This is a genomic window from Halogranum rubrum (assembly GCF_900114455.1).
Lineage (GTDB): Archaea > Halobacteriota > Halobacteria > Halobacteriales > Haloferacaceae > Halogranum > Halogranum rubrum.
Genome location: NZ_FOTC01000007.1, coordinates 115,083 through 141,374, shown reverse-complemented (window position 1 = coordinate 141,374; position 26,292 = coordinate 115,083). Strand labels below are relative to the sequence as shown.

At 61.5% G+C, this 26,292-nt stretch carries 23 protein-coding genes; 12 read left to right on the top strand and 11 right to left on the bottom strand.

Features of this window, described 5'->3' with window-relative positions; genetic code table 11:
* Window positions 1–739: 739 nt before the first annotated feature.
* From BM083_RS19780 to BM083_RS19760, 5 genes are all read right to left on the bottom strand, one after another.
* Entirely contained in the window at window positions 740–3,061 is a 2,322-nt protein-coding gene (locus tag BM083_RS19780) for a DEAD/DEAH box helicase (RefSeq protein WP_089871896.1), read from the bottom strand.
* 275 nt (window positions 3,062–3,336) lie between these two features.
* Complete coding sequence (locus BM083_RS19775) at window positions 3,337–3,681, bottom strand: hypothetical protein (RefSeq protein WP_089871894.1); 345 nt, start codon at window positions 3,679–3,681, stop codon at window positions 3,337–3,339.
* Between the two features lie 40 nt (window positions 3,682–3,721).
* Window positions 3,722–4,105, bottom strand: coding sequence for a hypothetical protein (locus BM083_RS19770; RefSeq protein WP_089871892.1), 384 nt, complete (start codon window positions 4,103–4,105; stop codon window positions 3,722–3,724).
* Between the two features lie 128 nt (window positions 4,106–4,233).
* Window positions 4,234–5,148 (bottom strand): DNA-3-methyladenine glycosylase family protein, encoded by a 915-nt coding sequence (locus BM083_RS19765; protein ID WP_089871890.1) that lies wholly within the window; start codon window positions 5,146–5,148, stop codon window positions 4,234–4,236.
* A gap of 157 nt (window positions 5,149–5,305) precedes the next feature.
* Window positions 5,306–6,262 (bottom strand): mechanosensitive ion channel family protein, encoded by a 957-nt coding sequence (locus tag BM083_RS19760; protein ID WP_089871889.1) that lies wholly within the window; start codon window positions 6,260–6,262, stop codon window positions 5,306–5,308.
* Between the two features lie 169 nt (window positions 6,263–6,431).
* On the opposite strand from BM083_RS19760, the gene BM083_RS19755 reads away from it, so the two are divergent.
* Window positions 6,432–6,665 (top strand): hypothetical protein, encoded by a 234-nt coding sequence (locus tag BM083_RS19755; RefSeq protein WP_089871888.1) that lies wholly within the window; start codon window positions 6,432–6,434, stop codon window positions 6,663–6,665.
* Window positions 6,666–6,874: 209 nt separating this feature from the next.
* Here BM083_RS19755 and malQ read toward each other — a convergent pair whose 3' ends face one another.
* Window positions 6,875–8,368, bottom strand: a complete 1,494-nt coding sequence (gene malQ, locus BM083_RS19750) for a 4-alpha-glucanotransferase (RefSeq protein ID WP_089871886.1) — start codon at window positions 8,366–8,368, stop codon at window positions 6,875–6,877.
* Between the two features lie 140 nt (window positions 8,369–8,508).
* Between malQ and BM083_RS19745 the strand changes: the two genes are divergently transcribed.
* Entirely contained in the window at window positions 8,509–8,778 is a 270-nt protein-coding gene (locus tag BM083_RS19745) for a hypothetical protein (protein ID WP_089871884.1), read from the top strand.
* Between the two features lie 85 nt (window positions 8,779–8,863).
* A complete protein-coding gene (thrS, locus tag BM083_RS19740; protein ID WP_089871882.1) occupies window positions 8,864–10,792 on the top strand; it encodes a threonine--tRNA ligase in 1,929 nt (642 codons plus the stop codon).
* Window positions 10,793–10,800: 8 nt separating this feature from the next.
* Here the strand turns inward: thrS and BM083_RS19735 are convergent, their stop codons facing one another.
* The 3 genes from BM083_RS19735 to BM083_RS19725 all read right to left on the bottom strand — a co-directional run bounded on the left by BM083_RS19735 (window position 10,801) and on the right by BM083_RS19725 (window position 14,147).
* Window positions 10,801–12,234, bottom strand: coding sequence for an alpha/beta hydrolase family protein (locus BM083_RS19735; RefSeq protein ID WP_089871880.1), 1,434 nt, complete (start codon window positions 12,232–12,234; stop codon window positions 10,801–10,803).
* Window positions 12,235–12,326: 92 nt separating this feature from the next.
* Window positions 12,327–13,619, bottom strand: a complete 1,293-nt coding sequence (locus BM083_RS19730) for an MFS transporter (RefSeq protein WP_089871878.1) — start codon at window positions 13,617–13,619, stop codon at window positions 12,327–12,329.
* A gap of 66 nt (window positions 13,620–13,685) precedes the next feature.
* Complete coding sequence (locus BM083_RS19725) at window positions 13,686–14,147, bottom strand: hypothetical protein (RefSeq protein WP_089871876.1); 462 nt, start codon at window positions 14,145–14,147, stop codon at window positions 13,686–13,688.
* A 104-nt stretch (window positions 14,148–14,251) separates the two neighbouring features.
* On the opposite strand from BM083_RS19725, the gene BM083_RS19720 reads away from it, so the two are divergent.
* Window positions 14,252–17,239, top strand: coding sequence for an FAD-binding and (Fe-S)-binding domain-containing protein (locus BM083_RS19720; protein WP_089871874.1), 2,988 nt, complete (start codon window positions 14,252–14,254; stop codon window positions 17,237–17,239).
* Window positions 17,240–17,244: 5 nt separating this feature from the next.
* Here the strand turns inward: BM083_RS19720 and BM083_RS19715 are convergent, their stop codons facing one another.
* Complete coding sequence (locus BM083_RS19715) at window positions 17,245–18,801, bottom strand: Na+/H+ antiporter NhaC family protein (protein WP_089871872.1); 1,557 nt, start codon at window positions 18,799–18,801, stop codon at window positions 17,245–17,247.
* A gap of 138 nt (window positions 18,802–18,939) precedes the next feature.
* Between BM083_RS19715 and BM083_RS19710 the strand changes: the two genes are divergently transcribed.
* The 5 genes from BM083_RS19710 (at window position 18,940) to BM083_RS19695 (ending at window position 22,422) form a co-directional block, all read left to right on the top strand.
* Window positions 18,940–20,127 (top strand): pyridoxal-phosphate-dependent aminotransferase family protein, encoded by a 1,188-nt coding sequence (locus tag BM083_RS19710; protein ID WP_089871870.1) that lies wholly within the window; start codon window positions 18,940–18,942, stop codon window positions 20,125–20,127.
* 51 nt (window positions 20,128–20,178) lie between these two features.
* Entirely contained in the window at window positions 20,179–20,535 is a 357-nt protein-coding gene (locus tag BM083_RS19705; RefSeq protein ID WP_009365401.1) for a hypothetical protein, read from the top strand.
* A gap of 121 nt (window positions 20,536–20,656) precedes the next feature.
* Window positions 20,657–20,947: a hypothetical protein gene (locus tag BM083_RS19700; RefSeq protein ID WP_143085776.1), complete on the top strand. Its 291-nt coding sequence runs from the start codon at window positions 20,657–20,659 to the stop codon at window positions 20,945–20,947.
* A 3-nt stretch (window positions 20,948–20,950) separates the two neighbouring features.
* Entirely contained in the window at window positions 20,951–21,106 is a 156-nt protein-coding gene (locus tag BM083_RS23540) for a hypothetical protein (RefSeq protein ID WP_177197715.1), read from the top strand.
* Window positions 21,107–21,408: 302 nt separating this feature from the next.
* Window positions 21,409–22,422, top strand: a complete 1,014-nt coding sequence (locus BM083_RS19695; RefSeq protein WP_089871866.1) for a tyrosine-type recombinase/integrase — start codon at window positions 21,409–21,411, stop codon at window positions 22,420–22,422.
* Window positions 22,423–22,468: 46 nt separating this feature from the next.
* On the opposite strand, the gene BM083_RS19690 is transcribed toward BM083_RS19695, so the two are convergent.
* The gene (locus tag BM083_RS19690) at window positions 22,469–23,020 is read right to left on the bottom strand and encodes a hypothetical protein (protein WP_245756953.1); all 552 of its coding nucleotides are present in this window, start codon (window positions 23,018–23,020) and stop codon (window positions 22,469–22,471) included.
* A gap of 405 nt (window positions 23,021–23,425) precedes the next feature.
* Between BM083_RS19690 and BM083_RS19685 the strand changes: the two genes are divergently transcribed.
* The 3 genes from BM083_RS19685 to BM083_RS19675 all read left to right on the top strand — a co-directional run bounded on the left by BM083_RS19685 (window position 23,426) and on the right by BM083_RS19675 (window position 25,889).
* The gene (locus BM083_RS19685) at window positions 23,426–24,205 is read left to right on the top strand and encodes an HFX_2341 family transcriptional regulator domain-containing protein (protein ID WP_143085775.1); all 780 of its coding nucleotides are present in this window, start codon (window positions 23,426–23,428) and stop codon (window positions 24,203–24,205) included.
* A gap of 213 nt (window positions 24,206–24,418) precedes the next feature.
* On the top strand, window positions 24,419–25,210 hold the full coding sequence (locus tag BM083_RS19680) for a DNA-3-methyladenine glycosylase I (RefSeq protein WP_089871862.1): 792 nt from the start codon (window positions 24,419–24,421) through the stop codon (window positions 25,208–25,210).
* 268 nt (window positions 25,211–25,478) lie between these two features.
* Window positions 25,479–25,889, top strand: a complete 411-nt coding sequence (locus BM083_RS19675; protein ID WP_089871860.1) for a hypothetical protein — start codon at window positions 25,479–25,481, stop codon at window positions 25,887–25,889.
* Window positions 25,890–26,292: the final 403 nt, after the last annotated feature.

Sequence of the window (26,292 nt, the reverse complement as noted above, 5' to 3'; positions counted from 1 at the left end):
TAGTAGTCAGTCGAGGGGAGTCGCTGTAGTGCGCGTGCATGAGGGATGACGGACGGCACTCCCCGCCGTCAGTGGGTACCGCCGTATGGACGGACGCGAGTAACCCCTCACGTCGTCCCGCTTCGCACTGGAGCGGACCATAGAACGAGAATCGAGGGTGTGTATGTGTGAGCCGTGAATACGGAGTGCTTACCCTCTCTTTGTTCCCGACACGGATACTCCTACTGGGTGCATTCGCACTGCTCTTAAAAACAAGTATGCGACGACTCTCGACGCGGAGAGACTAGCAGTTCGAATGCACTGACTGGTTTCTCTTCACTTATAACTGGGGTACGAAGTCACCCGTCGGTACTACCTGGGGTCAACTGATGTAACGAAGTACATGTGCTCTGACGGCCACACCGAGGGTGAAGGCTCGGTCCAGGGAAGTGTGGGAGACGATTCCCGTTGCTGTGCCTGATATGCCTCTGACAGCCCTACACAGCGTCAGTAACCACCGTCGACACATGTATCGATTCTCTCGGTGAGGAGCGTCTCTGACACGTTTCGACCATGTGACAGCCATCGTGTGCCTCAGACAATCCACTTGTGCTGTCGCGTGGTCTCCCATCGACTGTACTCTCCGACGCGGCCACCGCCGACGAAGGTAGCTGCACACACTGGGTAGGGCACGCTCTACCCTCTACACGCCGCTAATTATTAGATTCATTTCAATTCCGCAGAGCCGTTCTACTCCCTCTCACTCTTCGGTCAACGCCCGCAACAACGCCACGGCCGGTTCCTTCGCGAGCGGTTCGTTCGCGTTTCCACACTGCGGTGACTGCACGCAGGCCGGACAGCCGTCGGCGCAGTCACAGTCGTCGATGAGTCGAGCGGTCCGAGCGAGCAGCGTCTCGATGCTGTCGAACCCGCCGCGGGTGATGCCGACGCCGCCGGGGTAGCCGTCGTAGATGAATATCGTACTGCGGTCGGTGTGGGCGTGGTACGGCGTTGAGATGCCGCCGATGTCGCCGCGGTCACAGAGCAACGAGAGCGGCAGCAGCGAGATGGTGCCGTGTTCGGCGGCGTGAATTCCGCCGTTGAACCCCCACTCGCCGTGGTCCTCGCGCAAGTCATCTTCGACGTCCGGCGGAACGGTGTAGTAGAGTGCCTTCGTCCGGAGCGTCGTCGCCGGGGGGTCCAACGACTCGCGACCGATGGCCTCGCCGCGTTTCGGGTCGCGTCGCTCGAACCCGGTAATCTGCGTCGTCACGGTTACGTCGGCGAATCTGACCTGTACGTCTGGCCGCGCCGACAACGGCTTCGTCGAGAGGTCCGCCTCCACGACGATGTCCTTGTCGCTCAGGATTCGGGTGTAGTAGTCCGCCCACGTCGGTTGCAGTTCGGCGACGTCGCGGTCCAAATCGAGGGCCGTCACCTCGTAGGACTGCCCCTGGTGGTGGTAGATGGCGCCGGGATGTGCGTCGCGCAGGCCGTCCGAGAACGAGAGCGACCCGATGACGTCGTTTCGACGGCTGTCGAGGAGGTCTATCTCTCTGTCGTCGATGGTCCGCAGGCTCATCTCGTGCTGTGGACTCCCACTGGCGTTCGTCCACCGGATTCCTCCATCCGTATCGCGGCGTTCGAGTCGGCCCGTCGCTTCGAGGTCCGAGACGACGCCGGGAAACAGCGACCCGAAGTATCGCTCGTCGTCGGTCGAGAGCCAGTTCTCGCTAGCCGCCGACTGAATATGCCCTGGAAGCAACTGGTCGTTCTCCGGGTTCGAGAGCGCCTGCTCGGGGTCGGCGTCGAAGAAGTCCTCAGGGTGGTTCAGCAGGTACTGGTCCAGTTGGTCCTCGCCGCCGACCATGACGACGAGCGCTGGGTCGTCGCCGCGGCCTGCACGTCCTGCTTGCTGGAACGCCGACATTCTGGTTCCGGGGTAGCCGTCGAGGAGCACGGCGTCCAGTCCACCGACGTCGACGCCGAGTTCGAGCGCGTTCGTACTCCAGACGCCGCGAACGTCGCCCGCGTGTAGCCCCGCCTCTATCTCGCGGCGGCGCTCGTGGTTGAGCGCGGCCTGATACGCCTCGATGCCTCCGGCGGCGTCGTGTTCGCCGCGCTGTCGGAGTTCCTTCGAACTGTCCGTGGCGTACCGCTCGGCGGCCTGTCGCGCGCGGGTGAACGCCAGCGTCTGGTAGCCCTGCGCGACGAGGTCCACGAAGAGGTTCTTGGTCTCGACGTGACTCGACCGGCGACGACCGCTTCCGCCTCCTCCCCCTTCGTACTCCGGCGGGTTCCACAGCACCCAGTGGCGCGGCCCAGTCTTGCTCGCGTCTTCGTCGACGAGCGTGAACGACGACTCGTGTTCGCCGGTCACGCGTGCCGCGTGGTCGACGGGGTTGCCGATGGTGGCCGAACAGCAGACGAACTGCGGATGTGCGTCGTATCGGTCGCAGATTCGTCGCAGTCGCCGGAGTGTCAAGGCGACGTGGCTCCCGAAGACACCGCGGTAGCCGTGAATCTCGTCGACGACGACGGTCTCCAGCGACGAGAAGAACCAGTCCCACAGACGGTGGTTGTGCGGGAGCAGCGCGTAGTGCAGCATGTCCGGGTTCGAGAGCAGGACGGTCGGCATCCGGTCTCGGACCTTCCGCTTCTCGGTCTTGCTCAGTCGCCCGGTGTACTGTGCGACGGAGACGCGACTCCCGAAGCCGAGTTTCCGCTCTAACTCCGACAGCGTCTCCTCTTGGTCGGCGATGAGCGCGTTCTGCGGGCCGAGATACAGCGTTCTTCCACCGTGGTCCATCGCCCGCTCGAACGCCGGAACCGTGTAGGCGAGGCTCTTTCCACTCGCCGTCTCGGTGGCGAGGACGACGTTGCCGCCGTCGCGGACGGCCTCGATAGCCTGCGCTTGGTGTCGATAGAGACGCGTGATGCCTTCGTCTTCGAGCGCCGACGCGAGTCGAGATTCGAGTTCGACGTCGACGAAGGTGGGGTCGCGGGCGGGGACCCGGCGATGCTCGCGAATCTGCCCCTCGTAGTACGGTCGGCTTCGAAGCCACTCGACGATGTCGTCCACGGTCGAACTCGGGAGCGAGCGCGCCTAACGGTTGTGGTCAGGTAATCGACTACCCACCGTGGCGCGCGCTGGCAGTCGCTCCGTCGACTGCCGAGTTCGTGCGAGGGAGGAGCGAGTAAACGGAGTGCACGAGCGAGTCGGCTGGGGAGGACGTGGTGTCTCGCCTGTCAAGCAGTCGTAGGCCGCCTCGCGAGTGCTGTCGTCGCTGTCTCGAAGACGAACTCATCCGAACTGCCCTAACTGTACTCTGAAAAAAGAACTCGTCCTACCGCACCTCACTCCGACCGCTCTTGCTCCCACTCTGCGCGTTGCTGTAACTGACGGAGCGCCTTCTCCTGCTCACCTCGCGCTAACCCGCCGGACTCGACGTGGCGGCCGTCGTACTGCCAGTCGGGAATCGCGTCCCAGACGCTCTCGCCGTCGGCTCTATCCCCTCGTCGCCGAGCCACGACGGCGGCGGTCACGACGCCGACGAGTCCGACGAAGAGGCCGACGAAGGCCCACCACGTGAGACTGCCGAGGATACCGAACGCGGTGAGGAACGGAAACACCAGTACGGCGACGGCGACACCCGTCAGGACTGCGCGTGGGAGCGACGAACCGGTCGTTTCGGAGGCCATGCTCGCCACTTGGCACGCTACTAACAAATAGTTTGACACCTCAGCGGTTGTGTCGCGAGTGGGTGTCGCTCTCGTCGCGTCGCGTCTGTGCGGACTCTCGTGACCACGCGTCGTCGGCGTCGACGTGTGGGTCCGAGGCGGCGTGTTCGACGCCTTCGACTCCCTGCTCGGACGTCACTTCCCAAACCGTCTCCATCCGCGTCCCCGCGTCGGTGAGTTGGCGGGACAACACGGCCGCGACGGTGACGCTCGCCAGCGTCAACAAGAGGCCCGCGACGCCCCACCAGGTCGGCGGCGTCGCCGGGTCGACGCTGCTCGTGAGCACGCTACCGAGCGTCAGCACCCAGAGCACCAGCAACCCGCCGACCAGGTCGGCCGCACTGACCGAAGTGAGCGAGTCGAGCGTATCGGAGAGGGGCGTCATCGTTCGTGCTTCCTACCCATCTTCGGAGGTACAAATACGCTCGGATGTGGTCAGATACCGCCAGTCGCTCGCTGTTTACTCAGAACCGACTCGTTACTCGAATAGCTTCGCTCGTCGCTCGGCCGCCTTTACTCACCACCGGCGCGGAGGTAGTAGAAGACGTACGTCTGTGCGTAGCCCGCGTACTGCCCCCCGAGCGCCTCCCGAATCGCCCGCGACGTCGTGGCGTAACTCCCCTGCTCGCAGTCGGGGTAGTAATCCGCAATCGCGCTCTGAATCCACGTGTCCAGCGGAACTGCCTCCAAGAACCCGAGCGAGAAGAGGAGCACACAGTCGGCTACCTTGTCGCCGACGCCGACGAACCGCGTCAGCGACTCACGGGCGTCTTCGTACGCCAGACCGAGTGCTTCGTCCGGGTGCGCCTCGCCGTCGGCGACCATCTCCGCCGTCCGCTGGACGTAGGGCGCCCGGTATCCGAGTTTCAGGTCACGGAGTTCGTCCTCCGTTCGCGCCGCCAGTTGCTCCGGCGTCGGGAACGCGTGGTACTCCTCGCCGTCCATCTCGACGCTGCTCCCGAACGCTTCGGCGAGCGCCATCTGCATCCCGTGGATGCGCGAGACGCGCATCTGCGCCGAGCAGATGAACGAAATCAGACAGGCGAACGGCGGGTCGCGCACGAGGCGCATCCCCGGATACGCGGCGTAGGCCCGGTCGAGCAGGCCGTCGTCGGGTGTCGCGTCGAGAATCGCATCGAGGTCGTCGTCGAGACGGAGCAGATGCGTCAGAATCGGCACCGCGTCGGTCGTCGACTCCCACTCCAGTACGCCGTCGGTCTGGCGCACGCGAACCACGGCCTGTTCGTCGGAGACGCCCGAGAGCGGCGGGACGACCGTCTCGTACCACTCGTCGCCGCCGTGGACGCTCATCTCGTCGTACATTCCGCCGTCCGCTCGGTCCCAGAGATAACTCTGTCCGCTCTCGACGGTCGCCTGCAGGTCGAAGTCGCCGTCGAGGTCGGTCAGCGGAATCGCGCCGGTTTCCATCGAGCGAACGAACGGAGAGCGCGGCTTTCGGGGTTTCGGTCGCGGTCGGTCGCCAGCACCCCTCAGTCGCCCGTGTTATCTCCGGTCACCGCCGCCCCTTCACCGTCGGCCTTCACCGTCGGCGTAGACCGCGTGAACGGTTCGGTCTCGACACCGGTCAGCGGTTGCGACCGACAGGGAATCCGACGCGGTCCGGATGTTCGTTGAAACGAGTGAGTATCCGCCGGTAGAGTTCGTTCTTGACTCGTTGCCCGCGGCGCGGGTGGACGAGATAGCGCAGACGGAGTTCGACCCACGACTCGCCCTGTGCGACGTTCACGGTCGGTCGGTCCTGCACTTCGAGTTCGACCGGTGTCTCCGAGAGTTCCTCGCGGTACCGAGCGATGTTGGCCGCCATCTGGTCGCCGAGGTAGTCGTCTGCCTCGGCGGCGATGGTGTCACAGGCGAACGCGAGGTCCGTCTCGTAGGACACCTGAATCGAAATCTCGTTCCAGACGAACGGGAATCCCTCGCCGCCGAAGGTGACTATCTGCGAGGAGAGAACCACACTGTTCGGGACGGTGACGACTCGTCCCGAGGGTTGATTCGACGAGACCAAGTCGCCGTTTATCTCCCAAATCGTCGTCGCGAGGAAGTCGACGGCGATGACGTCGCCTTTCGACTCGGCTATCTTCACCCGGTCACCGACGGTGTAGGGTCGCCGCAGCATGATGTAGACCCACCCCAGAAGCGAGAGCAGCGGTTGCTGGAGCGCGAACGTCACCGCGAATCCGACGATACCGAGCGAGAACAGCACGCCGACCCACTGCTCGGTGACGATGCCGAGGACGGCGAAGAGCGCGACGGCGCCGAACACGAGACGAAAGAGGTTCCGCACGTCGTGTGCGCGGCGCTTGCTCACGCTCCGGTCGACGAGGAGTCGTGTCACGAGTAGATAGAGGCCGTTCAGCCCGAGCAGGACGGCCGAGGCGAGGAGGACTTTGGCGACGACGACGTCGAGGGAGGTATCGCCGACAGCGACCGAACCGAACGGGGCCGCTGCTTGGACGAACCCACCGAACAGGGCGGCGACTGCCGCGAGGACGAGCGACACGTATCCGAGTGGCCGTTTCACACTCGCTCGTCGAATCGGCGTGACAAAACCGTTGTGTCACCTCGCCGTCTGTGCTGTCTCACGCGACCCTGCTGCAACACCGTCACACGACACTCCCGACCATGGCACAGAGAAGCGCTGAGCCTCCCGAACGTGCGGCTTATACGGCTCTGTACCGGAGTACATCACCATGGATACACTCGAAACGGCCTCGTTCGGAACAGTCCTCGGTTTCGTCCTCGTGGCGGCCGGTGAACTCCTCACGCTCGCGACGGTGTCGACGTTCGGTGTCGCACTCGCCGGTCTCTGTCTCCTGGTCAGTCTGTTCGTCACGACGTGGCGACTCGTCCGCGCGACCGGCCGTCACGTCGGCACTCGTGATCACTTCGTCAACATCGACGGCGTCCTCCACCCGCGACGGTAACGCGTCCGACAACCACCCACTGACGGTAACGCGTCCGACAACCACCCACGACTGTCTTTCTCCGTCTTCACGCGCTGAATAGCTATGGCTGACGCTCGACGATTGGTTCGACTCCAGGGGTGTCGCTGTCGAGGAGTGAGAGTGGGGATTCGAGAGAACTGAGAGGCTGCGAGAGAACGAGAGAGTGCGAGTCGGGGAGCGTGCCCGAGTTACCGAATGTGGATGTCCGTCAGCATGGAGAGATGCCCAGACACGTCGTCGGCGAACCCGTCTCTCGTACAGCGCCAGTCCCAGTTGCCTTCGGCCGTTCCGGGCGTGTTGAACCGAGCGTGACTGTCGAGTCCGAGGAGGTCCTGCATCGGCGCGAGCGCGATGACGGCGTTGGAGTTCCAGACGGCCTCTATCATCGACCAGTGGATGTCGCTGCCGTCGACACCGAGGTTGTAGTGGAGACAGTCTTTCTGTTCGTCGGGGAGCGAATGGTAGTAGCCGACGGTGGTGTTCGTGTCGTGCGTCGCCGAGTAGGCGACGGCGTTTTCGGGGTAGTGCATCGGTTGGTTCGGGTCGCCGCCCTGACACCAGTTGGCGTAGTGCGGCACCTTCATGCCGGGGAAGTCGAACTCCTCGCGGAAGTCGATGAGTTGCTGGTCGATGAACCCGAGGTCCTCTGCGATGAACGGCAGGTCGCCGAATTTGGCTTCGACCGTCTCGAAGAAGTCGTAGCCGGGTGCGTCGCGCCACTCGCCGGCGGCGGGACTGTCGGCGTCGGCGGGAATGGCCCAGTACTCGTCGAAGCCTTTGAAGTGGTCGAGTCGGGTGACGTCGACCATCTCGAACAGACGGTCGAGTCGGGCGATCCACCACTCGTAGCCCGTCTCTTGCAACGTCTCCCAATCGTACAGCGGGTTGCCCCAGCGCTGGCCGTCGTCGTTGGCGTTCGGCGGGACGCCCGCGACGGAGGCGGGTTCGTGCTCGTCGTTCAGGTCGAACGCCTCCGGGGCGGCCCACACGTCGGCGCTGTCGAGGGCGACGTAGATGGGCAAGTCGCCGACGAGTTCCACGCCCTTCTCGTGGGCGTAGTCGAGGACGTCGTGCCACTGGCGGTCGAAGACGAACTGGACGAACTCCCGGTACCGGATATCGTCGGCCAGTTTTTCTCGATACTCGTCGAGGGCGCTCTCGTCGCGGACCTTCACGTCGTGAGGCCACTGGGTCCAGAGCGCGCCGTCGAACTCTTCTTTGAGACTCATGAACAGTGCGTAGCCGTCGAGCCACTCGGCCTCGCGTTCACAGAACGCCTCGAACGCTTCGCGGTCCTCGTCGCTCGCGGACTCCTCGAACCGCTCGAAGGCGGTGCGGAGCAACGGTTTCTTGTACTCGTCGACGGCCCCGTAGTTCGTCTCGTGGGGGTCGAACGCTTCGGGGACTGGTTCGAGGTCGTCGTCGGTCAGATAACCGGCGTCGACCAACCGTTCGAGACTCACGAGAAGCGGGTTGCCGGCGAACGCCGAGTAGGCTTGGTACGGCGAGTTACCCATCGCGGCGGACGTCGGGCCGAGCGGGCAGACTTGCCACAGTGACTGGTCGGCGTCGGCGAGAAAGTCGACGAAGGCGTAGGCCCCGTCGCCGAGGTCGCCGATGCCGTGCGGGCCGGGGAGAGAGGTAACGTGCATGAAGACGCCACTTTGGCGGTCGAATCGCATGGGTGAGGTATGTCGTGGAGGGGGTTTGAAGGGTTTGGTCGTACACTTGTTCGGAAGATGGACGTTCCCCGTCTCGACGACTGGAACCAGACGTGACGGGTCGTCGAAACGTTTGTGAGTGTGGACGTGCGAAGTCGCGTATGGACATAGACAGCGGTGACGACATCTGGGGCGCGGGTGGGTACGAGGAGGAGGCCCACGACGTCGAACGCCTCTCGGAGTCGACGAACCGCAGCGAGTCCACGCTCACCGCGATGGGATACAGCGAGGGCGACGCCGCGGTAACCGAAGACGCCGCCATGTCGGGCAGCCCGCTTCTCAAATCCGTGCTGTACAAAGTCGGTGTCACCCTTCTCGGACTCGCCGGGTTTGCCCTGGTCTTGGTGCTGATATTCGTAGTCCTCATCTAATCGCAGTTGAAAAGGCTTTCTCGGCACTGATACACCGCCGCGCGTCTCAACAACACTTATCCGAACGCTCCGATTCCGTTTTCGTATGAGCGACATCGTAGTCATTCTTCCCGACGGGTCGGAACTCTCCGTCCCCGAGGGCTCCTCCGTAGCGGACGCCGCCTACGAAATCGGCCCGGGTCTCGGCAAGGACACGGTGGCCGGTGTCGTCGACGGCGAACTCGTCGACAAGGCGACGGCACTGCACGACGGCGCGAATCTCGTCATCGTCACCGACCAGAGTGACGAGTATCTCGACGTCCTTCGACACTCTGCGGCCCACGTCTTCGCGCAGGCACTCCAGCGACTCCACCCCGAAGCCAAACTGACCATCGGCCCGTGGACCGACCAGGGGTTCTACTACGACGTGACAAACGTCGACCTCGACATGGACGACTTGGAGGACATCGAAGCCGAGATGGCCGACATCGTCGAGGAGGACCTCCCAATCGAGCGCGAACTCGTCGACCGCGAGGAAGCGCTGGCGAAGTACGAGGACAACGAGTTCAAACGCGAGATTCTCGAAACCGAGGCCGCCGGCGACGACCCCATCTCCTTCTACAAACAGGGCGAGTTCGAAGACCTCTGTAAGGGGCCGCACGTCGAGTCGACGGGCGAAATCGGCGCGTTCGAACTCCTCAACATCTCCTCGGCCTACTGGCGCGGCGACGAAGAGAACGAGACGCTCACCCGTGTCTACGGGACGGCGTTCGCCTCCGAGTCCGACCTCCACGACTTCTTGGAGATGCAAGAGGAGGCCAAAGAGCGCGACCACCGAAAGCTCGGACAGGAACTCGAACTCTTCTCCATCGACGAGACGACGGGGCCGGGTCTGCCGCTCTATCACCCCAACGGGAAGCGCATCCTCGACGAGTTGGCCGACTACGCGAAACAGCTCAACCTCGACGCGGGCTACGACCCCGTCGAGACGCCACACCTGTTCCGGACGGAACTCTGGAAGAAGTCGGGCCACTACGAGAACTACGTCGACGACATGTTCCTCCTCGACGTCAACGACGAGGAGTACGGATTGAAGCCGATGAACTGTCCGGGTCACGCGACCATCTTCGACCAGCAGTCGTGGTCCTACCGCGACCTGCCCGTCCGCTACTTCGAGGACGGCAAAGTGTATCGGAAAGAGCAGCGCGGAGAACTCTCGGGTCTCTCGCGCGTCTGGTCGTTCACTATCGACGACGGTCACCTGTTCGTCCGCCCCGACCAGATTGAAGACGAGATAAACCTCATCATCGACAACATCTTGGAGGTCTTCGACACGTTCGACCTCGAAGCCGAAGTCGCCCTCGCCACGCGCCCCGAGAAGTCCGTCGGCAGCGACGAGATTTGGGAGCAGGCAGAGACGCAACTGAAGGCCGTCCTCGACGACAGCGGTATCGACTACGGTATCGAGGCCGGCGACGGCGCGTTCTACGGCCCGAAGATAGACTTCGCATTCAAGGACGCCCTCGGTCGCAAGTGGGACGGTCCGACCGTGCAGTTGGACTTCAACATGCCCGACCGCTTCGACCTGACCTACACGGGCGAGGACAACGAGGAACACCAGCCGGTGATGATTCACCGCGCGCTCTACGGCAGTTACGAGCGGTTCTTCATGGTGCTCATCGAGCACTTCAACGGGAAGTTCCCGTTCTGGCTCGCCCCCGAACAGGTCCGAATCCTCCCTATCAGCGACGACCAACTCGGCTACGCGAAGCGCCTCCAGAACCGCGACTTCGGTGACTTCCGCGTCGGCGTCGAAGACCGCTCGTGGACGCTCGGCCGGAAGATTCGCGAAGCGCAGGAAGACCGTGTGCCGTACATGATCATCGTCGGTGGCGACGAACAGGAGACGCAGACCATCTCGGTGCGTGACCGGAAGGAACGCGAGCGCAAGGACGTCGAAATCGACGACTTCCGTGCTCACCTCGAAGACGAACGCGAGGAGAAACGCGCCGAACCCGACTTCCTCGACGAGTAACTACTGCGCTACTGCGCTTTCGGTTCTGATTCGTCTGTTCTCGCTTCGTTCACTGCTTCTAACGCTTCGAACTCCGATTTCACTCGGTCTCTGAACTCGTCGTGTCTGAGCATCTGCATCAGCACACCCATGTGTCGGACGTCCCACTCGACGCGGTTCTCAGGAGGAACGTCCCACGAGTCGAGGAGCCACCGAGTCGTGTCGGCCGGAGCGACTTCGTCTCGTGACCCGGTGAAACAGACGACGCGAGCGGGGTCGATACCGCACGTCGTCGGCGGGTTCAGAAGTGGTCCGAACTCGCCGAGTCGCGCCGGTGTCCACCCGGCCGCCCGAAGCGCGTCACCGGTGTCGAGGAGTTCGAGCAAGCGACTTCGGACGATAGTCTCGTCGATGACGCCGGGTGCGCCGACGGGGAACGCGAGGTCGGGCCGAGTCGACGCCGGCCACGACCCACAGTGGCCGACGACGTGGAGCGTCGTGATGCCGCCGAGGCTGAGGCCGCCGACGGCGACGGCGGGTGCATTCTCCCCTCGCGCCCAGTCGACGAGGACGCCGTTCTCCAGCGCCGCCGCCGAGAACAGATGGAACATCCCCACTGGCCCCTTCGCGAGGTACGGTTCGCCGCTATAGGAGCCGAGTGCTTCCCGGCGACCGTGCCACGGTGCGTCCGGCAGGACGACGCGGTACCCCTCGCGAGCGAGCGGTCTGGCGAGGGCGGCCTCCGGTGGCCAGTACGCCATCGTATCGTTCATCATGCCGAGACCGTGGTTGAAGACGAGCGTCGGCAGTTCTCGTCTCTCTTCGCTCGGTTCGTACACGCGGGCCGTCGCCGTCTCGAAGTACGGCGACGGCGACTCGAACCGCAGGAACGACTCGCGTGTACCGGGACCGCGAACCACCCGTGAGCGCTCGACGGTCGGCAGGGGGCCGTCGAACCCGTACAGTCGTTCGGGTGTGTTCAGATAGCCCTCCCACTGGTGGACGGCCTCGTCCGGTGTCGGCACGTCGTACTTTACGGGTGGCAAGAGATGCTCGGTGTCGAGGAATCGGAAGAGACCAGTCGGTTGCGCGCGGTGGTCGGCCGCCTCACGGCGTTCGCGCTCGACGGCGACGAGTTTGCGGACGTCGACGTCGTCGGGTCCCCAGAACGCCGTCTCCCAGCGCTCGTTCGCTTCGTCGAACGCCTCGCGCCGTGTCGCGTACTCGGCCAGTGCGTGCTCGATGCGGTCGTGGAGATGCGGTGCGGGTGGGGCCCCGACCGCTTCGAGAAAGGCAGCGGGACCGTGGCCCAGCGAGACGTCGGCGGCGGCACGGGCACGCCCGATAGCGAACTGACGACGAAGTCCACGGAGACCCAACCGCTCTATCGTGTTCGTCTCCAGTAGCCGGCCGACTGGTGAGGTCAAAACTCGGTGAATTGGGGGTGTAGCGAGTGTGTCCATACCGACTGTACGGCCGTTGCCGTATTGACACTAGGCCTGCAACGGGACTCCCGCGACGCCCGCGACTCTCGTGACTCCCGCGACTCTCGCGACTACCACTCGGTCAGTGCGCTCGGTCCGTGGAAGTACGAGAGGACGCCGAGGAACGTCAGCACGCCCGTGATGGCCGACACACCGCCGACGTAGAACACCCACTCCATGCCGACTTCCGCCATCAGGTAGCCGCCGAGGAGCGGTGCGACGACACTGCCGGGACGCCAGACGAGTTCGCGGATCCCGAAACTGCTGGCGACGCCACCGTCGTCGGTTCCCTCGTCGGCAAACAGTGCCATGCTCGCCGGTTCGCGGAAGCTGTCGGCGACGCCGAGGAGGCCCGAGAGCGTCACGAGGGGGATGAACGCGGACGAGAGCGGGCCGAGGACGGGGAGCGTCGACGGGAGACCGAGCGCCGCGCCGATGGCGGGGGAGAAGGGGACGGCGAGGGCGACGAGTCCGTAGAGGCCGCCGCCGAAGAAGATGAACAGCGCGCGGCCGCTACGGTCGGAAACCCTCCCCGTGTAGGGTTGCAGTAGCATGTTACAGAACTTCTCTGCGATGACGGTGAGACTGACCGCGAGTGCGCCGTAGGCGAGACCACCACTGGCCGCAGTAACGCCTGCGTAGATGGGAACCCACGTCCGGACGAGCGTGACGGCGACGGCGTACTGCGCGCGGAAACTCGTGAGCGAGATGATGCGGCGGTTGAGCGCGAGGTCCGAGAACGGAAAGCCGTGGATTCGGGTCCGGTCTGGGTTGAGTGACAGCCACGTGAGGACCGTCGCAACGGCGAGGATGACAGTGATGAGTGCGAAGATAGGCGTAAATGCGTCACCGTCGGAGCCGAAATAGTCGTAGAGGCCGCCCGCGGTGGCTGCGCCGATGATGGAGGAGGCGAACCGCGACGCGTTGGCCTTTCCGATGTGATTCGCTCGTGTTCCCTCGTCCGCAATCTCACCGACGAGTGCGAGCGACATCAGCCCCGCACCGGTGACGGCGACGCCCTGCAGGCCGCGTGCCAGGATAAACGAGAGACTCGTATCTGCCAGCGGGAAGAGCGCGTAGGCGACGACGCCGAGGGCCATCGACCCGACGAGCACGAGTCGTTTGTCGAAGCGGTCACCGCCCCACGCGAGGGGGACGACGGCGAGCGTCTGTGCGAGCGTGAATCCCGTCTTGTACATCCCGATGACGAACCCAGCGCTGAGTGAGAAGCCAAGCAGCGTCACCGCTGACGGTTCGAGATAGTCGATGAACTTCGGAAGAAGGGTGACGAGCGTGATGAACCCGAACCCGCCCGCGAAGCGCGTCAGATAGAGGGCGTAGAACTGGAGTTTTGTGTCGTCCACGGTGGGGGTGCGACGAGACGGCGAAAAGTGATTTCGATTCGTAGGGTCTTTTGCCCACAGTTGGCGTCAGTACCCCGCGTTCTGCATCGCGTCTCGCATCGCCCGTGCGAGGTCGTACGGTCGCTGTGAGCCGATTAACAACTCTCTGTCGTCGGGCCGACCGATTCGGACGCCCTCCGACCCGCTGACGTTGTAAGCGAGTCCACCCTGTCGGAACCGGATTCCCCACCCGCCGTACTCGCGAAGCGGTCGGTAGGTCACCGCCTCGACGGAGTCGACGTCGGCCCACGCGACGTGCCGGAACGACCGATGAAGCGGCGCGAACTTGACGTAGAGACCGTCGGCTCTGACCTCAGTCTCCAGTTTCAACGACCACACGAACGCGACGATGACACCGGCGACGATGACGCCGATGGGACCGCCCGCGACGACAGAGACGACACCGACGAAGGCGAGCAGTGCCCACAGCCACGGCTGTCGAAATCGTTGGACTTCGCGGAACGAGACGGTATCTGTACTGTTCGACATAGCTGCACCTTGTCGCCGGGACACGTATCAGTTTGCTCTAGTGTCTTTCGATTGTGTGCCACTCTCACCCATAGAATTTTACATTATCGTTCGTACAAGACTACATGGCGGCTGACCAGCCAGCGAGTGGCCGACACGACTTCGCGGCGTTCCAGGCGACACGGGACTACGACGTCCGTGACGCTGCGGCGTACACGGCACTCGCCTCCGACCTCCGCGAACACGTCACTGGTGACGTGCGGTTCGACGAGTACAGCCAACTGCTCTACGCGACGGACGGCAGTATCTACAAGGCCCGGCCAGCGGGTGTCGTCATCCCGCGCGACGTCGACGACGTGCAGGCGGCCGTCCGCGTCGCGGCCGAACACGACGTGCCCATCCTCCCCCGCGGGGCCGGGTCGTCGTTGGCGGGACAGGCCGTCGGGCCGGGGTGTGTCGTCCTCGACCTCTCGAAACATCTGAACGACATCCTCGACATCGACCCCGAAGAGAAGCGTGTACGCATCCAACCCGGCGTCGTGCAGGACCACCTCGACGCCGCACTCGAACCCCACGGGCTGAAGTTCGCTCCCGACCCCGCCTCGTCGAACCGTGCAACCGTCGGCGGGGGCATCGGGAACAACTCGACCGGCGCACACTCGGTCAGGTACGGCATCACCGACGCCTACACCGAGGAACTCGACGTAGTGCTCGCCGACGGGTCGCTGATTCACACCCGAGAGGTCGTTCTCGACAGCGAGGAGTGGGACGATATCGTCGAGCGAGACGATAGAGAGGCCGAACTCTACCGAACTGTTCGAAGGCTCGTCGAGGAGAACGCCGACGAAATCGAGACGCGCTACCCGAAATTGAAGCGGAACGTCTCGGGGTACAACCTCCACAAGGTGGTCTACGAACGCACGGACGGCGAGCGAGTCATCAACCTCTCGAAGCTCTTCGTCGGTGCGGAGGGGACGTTGGGTATCGTCGTCGAAGCGACGCTCTCACTCGTCACGAAACCCGAATCCACGGCGCTCGTCCTCTACTGTTACCGTGACCTCGTGGAAGCGATGGAGGCCGTCCCTCGGGCGCTCGAATTCGACGTGAGCGCGGTCGAACTGATGGACGACGAGGTGTTTCGACTCGCGCGTGGGTCACCCGAGTTCGCACAGTACGCCGCACCGATACCCGAGGAGGCCGCCGCCGCGCTGATGCTGGAGTTCGACTCGGAACGCCACGACGACTTCCGAGACGCGGTCACGGCGACAGACGCACACTTCGTCAGTGAGGGTAACGCGTTCCACTCGGTTCACGCGTACACCGACGAGGAACAAGCCGACCTCTGGAAGCTTCGGAAGGCGGCGATTCCGCTCCTCATGTCGATGGAGGGCGACCCGAAACCGTACCCGTTCATCGAGGACGCGACCGTTCCACCCGAAGAACTCGCCGAGTACGTTCGGAAGTTCGAGGCGGTGTTGGCCGACCACGGCACCTCTGCCGCCTACTTCGCACACGCCGGGTCGGGGACGCTCCACATCCGGCCCATCCTGAACCTCAAGCGCGACGAAGAGATTCAGACGATGCGGAGCATCTCGGAGGCGATTACCGACCTCGTGTTGGAACACCACGGCTCCTTCTCGGGTGAACACGGCGACGGCCTCGCGCGGACGCAGTTCAACCCGAAGATGTACGGTCCCACTCTCTGGGCGGCGTTCAAAGAGGTGAAGTCGACGTTCGACCCCGACTGGCGGTTGAACCCCGGCAAAGTCGTCTTTCAGGACGACGACCCGACGGACATGCGCGAGCATCTCCGGTACGGTCCGGCCTACCAGTCGGTCGAACCGCAGACGACGCTCGACTTCGACGGCGACGGCGGGTTCGCCCACCTCGTCGAACTCTGTAACGGCTGTGGAACCTGTCGACAGACAGGGAGCGACACGATGTGCCCGACGTATCGCGCGTCGAAGGACGAGGCGGAGACGACCCGTGGTCGGGCGAACCTCCTTCGAGCGGCTATCAGCGGTGACCTCCCGCAAGAGGAACTCACCTCCGAGCGGTTCCAGACGGAGGTGTTAGACCTCTGTATCGGCTGTAAAGGCTGTCAGAACGACTGTCCAACGGGGGTCGACCTCGCGAAACTGAAAGCCGAGGTGAAACACCAGTCACACGAGCAAGGGAGCGCGACGGTCCGGGACCGTCTGTTCGCGAACATCGACCGAGTCGCCTCGGTCGGGAGCGCACTCGCCCCCGTCGCCAACGCCGCGTCGAGAATTCCGGGTTCGGGGAGACTGCTCGAACGAGTCGGCGGCATCGCCGCCGACCGAGACCCGCCGACGTTCGCCTCGGAGTCCTTCGAGACGTGGTTCAGTCGCCGTGGGAGTCGCGTCGCACCCGAGACTGCCGAGCATCGCGTCCTGCTCTTTCCCGACACCTACACCAACTACGTCTACCCCGAGGCGGGGAAAGCCGCCGTGCGCGTGCTCGAAGCCGCGGGTGTCCACGTCGCCGTCCCGTTCGACGCCGCACCGAGCGGTCGGGCGGCGTACTCCGGCGGCTTTCTCGATTTAGCGCAGAAGCGGGCCGAGCACAACGTCGACCTGCTCACGCCGCTCGTCGACGAGGGGTGGTCCGTCGTCTTCGTCGAACCCTCGGACGTGGTGATGTTCCAAGACGAGTACGCGGACTTGCTCGCAGGGGATGCGGTAGCGCGCGTCGGCGCGTCGAGTTACGGCGTGTTGGAGTTCCTCGACACCTACCGACTCGCCACGTCGCTACCGGTTCGAGAGGTGACACAGCGAGTCACGTATCACGGCCACTGTAACCAGAAGGCGCTCAACAAAGACCACCACGCGGCGGCCGTCCTCGCGGCCGTCGGCTACGAGGTGGACGCCCTCGACTCGGGATGCTGTGGGATGGCCGGGTCGTTCGGCTACGAAGCCGAACACTACGACCTGTCGCAAGCGATTGGGTCGATTCTGTTCGAACAGGTCGACGAGAGCGGCGGCGACGTCGTCGCCGCATCGGGTGCGTCGTGTCGGACGCAACTCGGCGACAGAGCGGGCGCGAGGCGGCCACCGCATCCGGTCGAGTTAGTCGAAAAAGCGCTGCGCTGAACGGGTTAGGAGTCGAAGAACGCCACCTTCGGCACGGTCAGATGCTCCGAGAGCACGTACGCGCCGAGAACCAGCACGATGACTCCCCCCACGAGCACCGCCCAGACGTTCATCCCCATCCCCGCCGCGAGGAACAGCACCGTCGCGATAGACCCGGCGAGCAGCGCGTAGGGAATCTGCGTGTTGACGTGGTCGACGTGGTCGCTGGCGGCGAACATGCTCGACAGCACCGTCGTGTCGCTGATGGGCGAACAGTGGTCACCGAACAGCGACCCGGTGAGGATGGCGGCGATGGTGATGTCGAACGGTGCGCTCAACGACGCTGCGAGCGGCACCGCGACGGGGAACAGGATACTCATCGTTCCCCACGACGTCCCGATGGAGAAGCTGATGATCATCGCCGAGAGGAAGATGATCATCGGGAGGATGGTGGGCGTGATGATGCCCTCGGCGACGCCCGACACGTACGCGCCGACGCCGAGTGCCTGACTGACCGCACCGATACTCCACGCGAGCGAGAGGATGGCGATGGGGAACATCACCATCTTGAACCCCTCGAAGATGGAGTCGTCGACGTCGTCGAGGTCGATTCGAGCGTGGCCGGCGAGGATGGCGAGGATTGTCGCACAACCGGCGAACGCCCCCCAGAGGATGGCCTTGCCGGTGGCCGCGTTACTGAGCGAGTCGACGACTGAGCGGCCTTCGAGGATGCCACCGCTGTAGAACAGGCCGAACGCCGTCACGGCGACGAGTGCGACGATGGGCGCGGCGAAGTACCACCAGCGCGGGTCGACGTGGTCGGGCGTCTCGATGTCGTCTTCCTGTGTCTCGATGAGCGGCGTCGAGTCGTCGCCGACGAGTTTTCCCTCGTCGCGGGCGCGGCGCTCGGCCCGTTGCATGGGTCCGAAGTCCCATCCCGCGAGGACGACGACGAAGACGAGTGCGAGTGCGAGCAGGCTGTAGAACCGGAACGGGATGCTCTGGAGGAACACCACGAACGGGTCCGCCTGCACGCCGACGGCGTCGAACTGCTGTTTGATGAGGCCGACTTCGAAGCCGAGCCACGTCGAGACGACGGCGATACTGGCTGTCGGGGCCGTCGTCGAGTCGAGCAGGTACGCGAGTTTCTCGCGGCTGATGTCGAACTTGTCCGTGATGGGACGCATCACCGACCCCGTAATCATCGTACTCGCGTAGGAGTCGACGAAGATGAGCATCCCGAGAAGCGACGTTCCGATCTCTGCCTGCCGGCGGGTCTTGATACGACTCGCGATGCGGTTCGCGAGTGCACTCATCCCGCCGGAGAGGAACACCATCCCCAGCATCGCGCCGATGAGGAAGGTAAAGAGCAGTATGGTACTGTTGAACGAGTCGGTCACGTTGGCGATGACGAACTGGAGCGAGCGTGCGGCCCCGGCAATCGGGTTCCATCCCACGAGGATGGTCGACCCGATCCAGATGCCGGCGAACAGCGACATGAGCACTTGTCGCGTCGCCAACGTCAGGACGATTGCGAGGAACGCCGGAAGCAGGCTCACCAGTCCGTACGTCTCTGCAGGCATGACGTTGCCCGATTTTTCGAACAACAAGTTAACCGTTATCGCCGTCTGTCGATACACTAACCCTTTTCACGCGCGTCGAATGGGGCAACGACCGGCCACTCCCATGGCTTTTTAATTCCTCACGAACGACCAGTGAGTATGCCACCCACACCCGATGTCGACGAACTCACACCACCGGAACGAACGCTGATGGGTCCCGGCCCGAGCGACGTTCACCCGCGCGTGCTCAAGGCGATGAGTACGCCGCTCGTCGGCCACCTCGACCCCTCGTTCATCGAGATTATGAACGAGGTGCAGGAGCTCCTGCGCTACACGTTCCGGACGGACAACCAGTGGACGATTCCGGTCTCCGGCACCGGGTCGGCGTCGATGGAGGCGGCCATCGCCAACCTCGTCGAACCGGGTGACACCGTGCTCGTCCCGACGAACGGCTACTTCGGCGGGCGGATGCAGAGCATGGCCGAGCGCGCCGGCGGCGACGTCGTCCACGTCGACGCGCCGTGGGGCGAACCGCTGGACTCCACCGACGTCGCCGACGCGTTCGACGAACACCAGCCAGACATCTTCGGGTTCGTCCACGCCGAGACGAGTACCGGTGTGAAACAACCGGACGTACCGGAACTCACCGACATCGCCCACGACCACGACGCCTACGTCGTCGCCGACTCGGTCACCTCGCTCGGTGGCGTGGAACTCCGCGTCGACGACTGGGACATCGACGTCGCCTACTCCGGCCCACAGAAGTGTCTCTCCTGTCCGCCGGGCGCGTCGCCGCTGACGCTCAACGACCGCGCGATGGACAAGGTGCTCGGTCGAGAGACCGAGTGCCGTTCGTGGTACCTCGACCTCTCGCTGCTCGAAGGCTACTGGGGCGAGGAACGGGCGTACCACCACACCGCACCCATCACGAACGTCTACGCGCTCCGCGAGGCACTCCGACTCGTCGCCGAGGAAGGCATCGAAGAGCGCTGGGACCGCCACCTCCACGTCGCAGGTGCGCTCAAAGCGGGTCTCGAAGGGATGGGCATGGAGATGAACGCCCCCGACGAGTACTGGCTACCGAGTCTCAACGCCGTGCGCGTCCCCGACGGCGCAGACGACGGCGAGGTCATCTCCTACCTGCTGGAGAACTACGACCTCGAAATCGCCGGCGGTCTGGGTGACCTCGCGGGCGACATCTTCCGTATCGGCTGTATGGGCTACTCGGCACGCCCGAAGAACGTCACCTACCTGCTCTCGGCGCTCGGCGAGGCGCTCGACGCCAACGGCGCGGACGTGACCCCCGACGCCGGGATGGACGCGATGGCCGACCAACTGTCGGACTGAGCGTCCGGGGCCGCCAACCATACATATTCCCCGTCCGTTGAGACAGGTGTCATGAGCGACAGCAACGAGTCCGCCGACGACGTTACAGAGACGACTCCAGAAGAGATCAGCATCGACGCCGAGCAGATCAAAGAACTCACCGACGCAGAGCAGGGCGTCGACAAAGAGACCATCAAAGAGGCCGTCCGCGAAGTGCTCGCGGAGTCGACGCTCCAGTTCGTCGACGACACCGAAGAGGAAGACGTCGACGACGACAGTAGCTCCGGTCCCGGACTAGGCACCGTCGTGCTGCTGCTTCTCGTCATCGTCTTCGCCGTCCTCGCACAGTCGAAGGGCGTCGGCCCGTTCGGTTCGTCCGACGACGACCCGAGCGTCGACGTCGACTTCGACGAAGAGACCGAAGACTAACTCCCGAGACGACCCTCACTTTCTCTTCGACGCAAAGTCGATAGCGACTGGTGTCGGCGGCCCACCTCTATGCACGCACAAACCCACAGAAATATACTCACCGACTGATTAGATGGTGGACATGAGCGGCGACACAGGAGTCGAGCATCGACAGGTTACTGCGCGGGCAGTTCGGGACGGTATCGTCGGTGCGGTGGGAGACCTCTTCTGGACCATCGTCGCCGTCGTCGCGATGTGGGTCGGTGCGGCGATGGTGCTGTCGCCACACGCCTCGCCGAATCTACTCGGATACGGATTCGGCCTGTTTCTCGTCGTCGACGGCGTGCTGTTGCTGTATCTGGTGTGGTGGCGGTGGCGGGGACTGAGTCGCTTTTTCGAAACCGATTTATTACTGCTGAATGAGGGCCGATAACAAATGGTCGCCGAACTCGTCTTCCCTCTCGTCGCCGGTTTCGTGTTCGTCATGGGCGCAGCGTACGCCGGAACGTTGCGTGCGCTCGAAGTATACTTCGACCCTAAACAGGACAGTATCTTCCTCTCTGACGACTACGAGCCGCCGAGGAGTCGGTGAGAGATACGTGAGAGCAGGGCACGATTTGAACCACGGTCACTCCACTCGCTGACGCTCGTTTCGTTCCCTGATTCAAATCGCTTCGACACCCGCACCCGCGAAACTGCGAGTTGCGAGCGCACGAGGCGCTCGCTGTCGAGGTAGTTCCGAGAGAAGCGGGCCGGGCGCGATTCTCACCAACGTCGGGCGTAGCCCGACTAGCCCCCGCTCACACAGTTCGCGGGGAACACGACCGTCGATTACGAGTCAGACGCGAACCTCAAACGCGACACAACGCACACGAGTCCTTTGCAGGTGAACGCATGAGCGAACTCGAACCAATAACACCTGCCGACGCGAAAGAAATGTACCTCGCCTCACGACAAGACGAGGTCACAGAAGCAACGTACAAAGCGCACAACTACCGACTCAACCACTTCATACGCTGGTGCAACGAGTACGACATCGACAACCTCAACGACATCAACGGGCGTTCGGTGCATCGTTACCGACTATGGCGGCGTGACGACGGCGACCTGAACAACGTCACGTTGAAAACGCAGCTCGACACGCTCCGCGTGTTCATACGATTCTGCGAGGGCATCAACGCTGTCGAAGACAACCTGCATGACAAGGTTATCTCGCCCACTCTGAAACACGGCGAAAACCAGCGTGACGTGATGCTCGAAGCCGACACAGCCGAAGACGTACTCGAATATCTCCACAAATTCGAATACGCCTCCTGTCGTCACACCCTTCTGGAGATCCTCTGGCACACAGGCATACGAACAGGGAGCGCACACAGTCTCGACGTTGACGACTACTACCCACGCAAAGCTTGTCTCAAACTCAGACATCGGCCAGAGACCGAGACACGGCTGAAGAACGGCAAGCAAGGCGAACGATTCGTCGCACTCAACGAACGTGTCTGTCGTGTCGTAGATGACTGGCTCGATACCATCCGTCCAAACGTGACCGATGACTATGACCGAAACCCATTGTTTGCGAGCAAGCGAGGACGATTGCATAAGAACACGATGAGAGCGTACGTCTACCACGTCACTTCACCTTGCTACTATACCGGAGAATGCCCGCACGGGCGTTCAATCGACGACTGTGAGGCAACGAGTTACGGACAGGCACATGGATGTCCATCGAGTATCAGCCCACACGCGATTCGGCGTGGGAGTATCACGCATCATCTTTCGAGTGACGTGCCTGAGAAAGTCGTTAGCGACCGCATGAACGTCGGGCAGAAAGTGCTTGATGCACACTACGACCGGCGTAGCGAGGAACAGAAGCTAGAGCAACGACGTGGCTATCTCGGAAACATCTAAAAAAGAAAACCTTGTGTAGCCTCGCAGCCGTGTCGCAGAAGTGAGGCTACGAAGCGTCTTCGTCTTCTTCCGGCTCGAAGTCTCTCGCCATTTCGTCTGCGAGACTGTATCCGCTCGGTGTGAAGCGGTATTCACTCGCTTCTGAGACAGTAACGAGAACCGTTCGGCCTAGCGTACGGTTCACCGCGTCCCGAACGCCGTTGAAGTCATTCGAGTTGACATTGCCGAGAGCACCTCGGCCCATGCCTTCTCGGTCCAGAACTTGGTCTACGACCGAGTGAAGTTTGCTTGCATTGCCGTACGGGGCCGCGTTCGTGTTGTCACGGTCCTTATCATACTCGAGGTCGAGGATGATAGGGTTCTTACCGCCCTGATACTCCTTGACGAGATACCCGTCTTCGACGAGTCCGTTCAGGAGAGTTGTGTACTTCAACGAAGTAAGGACGCTATATTTGTCGTCGATAGAATCCTCTACCGTCGTTGACGCCTTCACGTCCTTGCGGAGTTCGGGGCGTTCAAACGTCGATGGGCCGTGAACGTGGCTGATAGTCTTTGCAACTCGCTTGCGCGAGCGGGAGAGGTCCTCCCAGTTCGTCATCCCGTTGCCGGGGTTAGATGAGTTTGATGTGGAGCTCAAATGTCTCAGTGACACGTCACCTTGAAAGAAGGGTAATGTATATTACTAGGGCCACCAAACGTTCGGCTAAGCCCTTGATACCTACCCAACGAGGGGCCTGAATCCCTCGGCAACTGTGCCGGGTATCAATGTGGCTATCCCATCGACCCGCGAGTTTCCCTGCCAGGAGTGCGCGGGTCGAGTTTTCCTACGTGTTTACCATCGATTAGGTCGGGAAGTCCGACGTATATCTAACTGACAATAACGCACCTTCTCACTTAAGGGTTTTCCCCAACCACCATACTATCTATAGTTCCATAGTACGGTCAAAGCCGAACTAGTACGATAGTCACAGAACTTTAGTACTATGGGAATGAGTCCCAACGTATGGGATTGAGTGTTCGTGAACGGATTCACATCATGCCGATGGGATATGAGGTAGAGCGTATTGTCCTTCCAGCAGAGAATTTTCGAGCAGACAAAGTTGAGGTCGTCACACATACCGAAAACGACCCTGAAGCAGACGAGTGTTTAGAACTAGTTGAAGAAGGTCTCTCACAACGAAACATAGACTATGAGATCCATCGATGCGACATTTTCAACCTGTATGAATCACTCGGGAAGATTGCAGAATTGATATTTGAGCACGAAGACGATGATGTCTACGTGAATGTTTCAGCCGGGAGCAAAGTAACCGCCATCGCTGGTATGATTGCGTCGATGGTAATGGGCTCAACAGCCTACTACGGTAAAGCGGAAACATACAAAGAACGACCATCGGGCATTGGAGAGGTCGCTGAGCTCCCGAGTTATCCGATTGATGCACCAGCATCAGAGCAAGTCACTGTCATGGAGTACATACATCGGTATCTAAATCAAGAAACCGTTGAGGAACCTCCAACAAAGGGTGACATCATTCATTTCAGTGAGCGCGCTGGTCTTCCCTACATTCGTCGAAACGTTGCTGGAAAAGGGAAATACCGTCTATTGGACACCGATATTCTTGAACCATTAATGGAGAGAGGATGGGTGGATGTAACGAAACAAGGTCGAAACAAGGTTATCAGTATCTCTCGAGATGGTGAAGCCGCATTGAACGCGTTTCGATGGATGGTTGACGTGGACCAGAACTGGGATATATTGCTAAGCGACGAACAAGAAGACTGAGCAGTCGAATTCCACATTCTACACAAGTTCTCCAAACGGTGATGCCAGAACTGCCGTTGTCCTAACACCAAGTATCCTGTAGAACTATTGCATCCCCTTCGTTGCTCGTAACTAAACGTTGTGACTGTCCTCTAATTCAAGCTTTCAGGCGTTGATTGCTCTCCACGTAGTGTTCGGGGATAGACATAATACCGTAGCCTCTCGCATTCGAATATGGGATGGAATAACATTCACGACGGCACAAATGGCGACAAACTCCGAGAGCTATACACAGACCTCGTGGGGACACTCGAAACAGAAGCCGACAACACAGACGGGTTGCACGACCACCTCGATGCCCTGCGCAATCAGGACTATCACGACCTTACCGACGAGCAGATCTTCGAACACATGATTGCGAGTGTGTTCTCCTCGGGATTCAGTTGGTCAAAGTACCTCGCCTTTGCGCCACGACTACGCGAAGTATTTGGCGACTACGAACACGCCGCTCATTACAGCGAAGACGACATTCAACGCTTCCTCGACGATTCCTCGCTCATTAGGCACGAGGGGAAAATACGAGGGATGTCCGCGAACGCCGCGACGTTCAGCGCAGTTGTTGATGACTACGGGTCATTCGCGTCGTACCTAGACACCTTCGACGAACCGGCTCCCGCGATAACCGATGTGAAGTCCAAGTTCAAATTCCTCGGCCCCGAAACGACCCGTGAGTTTCTCAAGGAAATCGGTTATGCCTCCGTCATCAAGCGTGACGTCCACGTGAAGCGCATTGTGCACCGAATCGGTCTCATTGAGAATGAAGAAGACATCAAGGGTATCGACAAAGTGCTAGAGGAGATGTCGGACGTGACGGGCGAATCGCTCAGTCTCATCGACCGCGTGATTTGGCTTCATGGTGCTGGACTTGATGAAATCGGGCTTGCTCCTGTTTGTGCGAAAGCTCCGAATTGTTCTCGATGTCAAGTGTCCAACTGCGAAACCCGACAGACCCCGTACCAGGGTTGACGAACGTGAATCACAACGCGAGCAAACGCGGAGATATACGCGAGAAACAAATTCACGTTATCAATCGACGTTCGCATCCCGGCAAACAACAAAACGAGTCTCCACGTCGGTCTCTTCGAGATGTGCATGAGAAAATCACCGGACTTGTTGACCTACCCAAGTGCTGTCAGAAGTCGCGTGCTGAATATAGAGAGTGTATCTCGCAGTGTCTCAAGAACATGTCCACATAAACTACTTACACTGTCCCGAATATTACCTCGTATCTATCATGAACTGGAGTCGAACACGGATTCTAGCTGTCCTACTTCTCGTATGCTATCTATTTTCACTTGGGTTCATCTACTCAACAAAAGGCGGTGGTGGGCTCAACACCTACTACATCATAGGTCAGGTCATCGGGCTAGGCTTCAGTGTCGGTCTCGCATTCACAGTCGCAACTGAACTCGTACGAAACTACTCATCCATGTTCAGAGTTCCTGTGGCCATTCTGGTCGGTCTAGTTCTGTATCTTGGCTTGCTCGTTGCCCGCTGGGCGGTAGTTCCGTCGACCAACATCGATCGCGTCCTTCTAAACAACGGATTCGCGATCGTTGGCATCTACGCGGTCTCGGTGTTCATCCTCGAACTACTCGTCCGGATACTAACCAGCCAGACTAGTAAGTCGGGGTCTGAATACTGAGTGGCCCAATGCAATCGGTGCTGCGTTTCCGCACCACCCGTCAATCACACTATTAGTTATTTTCTCATGATTGGGCTTCGAGATGACGCATGTCTCGTGACCGATTCGCGCGCTCTATTCAGCACGCCCACAGAAACCTCACCGAACGCTGTCAGAAGCGTGCTGAATCCATCCCCTGCCAAATTCGAGATAGAGGAATAACGAGTGACAATTGGGACGGACGGACCAACCGGACAAGTGCAACGAACGAGGAGAACTGCTCTCTGTATCCTCACATACCCATCGAACACTCTTCGTCATTGACTGTCTCACTACAACTGTAGACATCTACTGTCTAATTCGTATCAGAAAGTAAAAGTGTAAAAGGGGAACGGGTAGGCGTGCATCTACGTCAGTACTGTAG

Excerpts from the sequence above, each read along its gene's own strand:
- BM083_RS19745 (WP_089871884.1), top strand. The coding sequence starts at position 8,509 with ATGGACATAGACAGCGGTGACGACATCTGGGGCGCGGGTGGGTACGAG.
- BM083_RS19755 (WP_089871888.1), top strand. The coding sequence starts at position 6,432 with ATGGATACACTCGAAACGGCCTCGTTCGGAACAGTCCTCGGTTTCGTC.
- BM083_RS19705 (WP_009365401.1), top strand. The coding sequence starts at position 20,179 with ATGAGCGACAGCAACGAGTCCGCCGACGACGTTACAGAGACGACTCCA.
- BM083_RS19715 (WP_089871872.1), bottom strand. The coding sequence starts at position 18,801 with ATGCCTGCAGAGACGTACGGACTGGTGAGCCTGCTTCCGGCGTTCCTC.
- BM083_RS19765 (WP_089871890.1), bottom strand. The coding sequence starts at position 5,148 with ATGGAAACCGGCGCGATTCCGCTGACCGACCTCGACGGCGACTTCGAC.
- BM083_RS19685 (WP_143085775.1), top strand. The coding sequence starts at position 23,426 with ATGGGATTGAGTGTTCGTGAACGGATTCACATCATGCCGATGGGATAT.
- BM083_RS19695 (WP_089871866.1), top strand. The coding sequence starts at position 21,409 with ATGAGCGAACTCGAACCAATAACACCTGCCGACGCGAAAGAAATGTAC.
- BM083_RS19735 (WP_089871880.1), bottom strand. The coding sequence starts at position 12,234 with ATGGACACACTCGCTACACCCCCAATTCACCGAGTTTTGACCTCACCA.
- BM083_RS19690 (WP_245756953.1), bottom strand. The coding sequence starts at position 23,020 with ATGACGAACTGGGAGGACCTCTCCCGCTCGCGCAAGCGAGTTGCAAAG.
- thrS (WP_089871882.1), top strand. The coding sequence starts at position 8,864 with ATGAGCGACATCGTAGTCATTCTTCCCGACGGGTCGGAACTCTCCGTC.
- BM083_RS19710 (WP_089871870.1), top strand. The coding sequence starts at position 18,940 with ATGCCACCCACACCCGATGTCGACGAACTCACACCACCGGAACGAACG.
- BM083_RS19775 (WP_089871894.1), bottom strand. The coding sequence starts at position 3,681 with ATGGCCTCCGAAACGACCGGTTCGTCGCTCCCACGCGCAGTCCTGACG.
- BM083_RS19680 (WP_089871862.1), top strand. The coding sequence starts at position 24,419 with ATGGGATGGAATAACATTCACGACGGCACAAATGGCGACAAACTCCGA.
- BM083_RS23540 (WP_177197715.1), top strand. The coding sequence starts at position 20,951 with ATGGTCGCCGAACTCGTCTTCCCTCTCGTCGCCGGTTTCGTGTTCGTC.
- BM083_RS19770 (WP_089871892.1), bottom strand. The coding sequence starts at position 4,105 with ATGACGCCCCTCTCCGATACGCTCGACTCGCTCACTTCGGTCAGTGCG.
- BM083_RS19720 (WP_089871874.1), top strand. The coding sequence starts at position 14,252 with ATGGCGGCTGACCAGCCAGCGAGTGGCCGACACGACTTCGCGGCGTTC.
- BM083_RS19725 (WP_089871876.1), bottom strand. The coding sequence starts at position 14,147 with ATGTCGAACAGTACAGATACCGTCTCGTTCCGCGAAGTCCAACGATTT.
- BM083_RS19700 (WP_143085776.1), top strand. The coding sequence starts at position 20,657 with ATGAGCGGCGACACAGGAGTCGAGCATCGACAGGTTACTGCGCGGGCA.
- malQ (WP_089871886.1), bottom strand. The coding sequence starts at position 8,368 with ATGCGATTCGACCGCCAAAGTGGCGTCTTCATGCACGTTACCTCTCTC.
- BM083_RS19675 (WP_089871860.1), top strand. The coding sequence starts at position 25,479 with ATGAACTGGAGTCGAACACGGATTCTAGCTGTCCTACTTCTCGTATGC.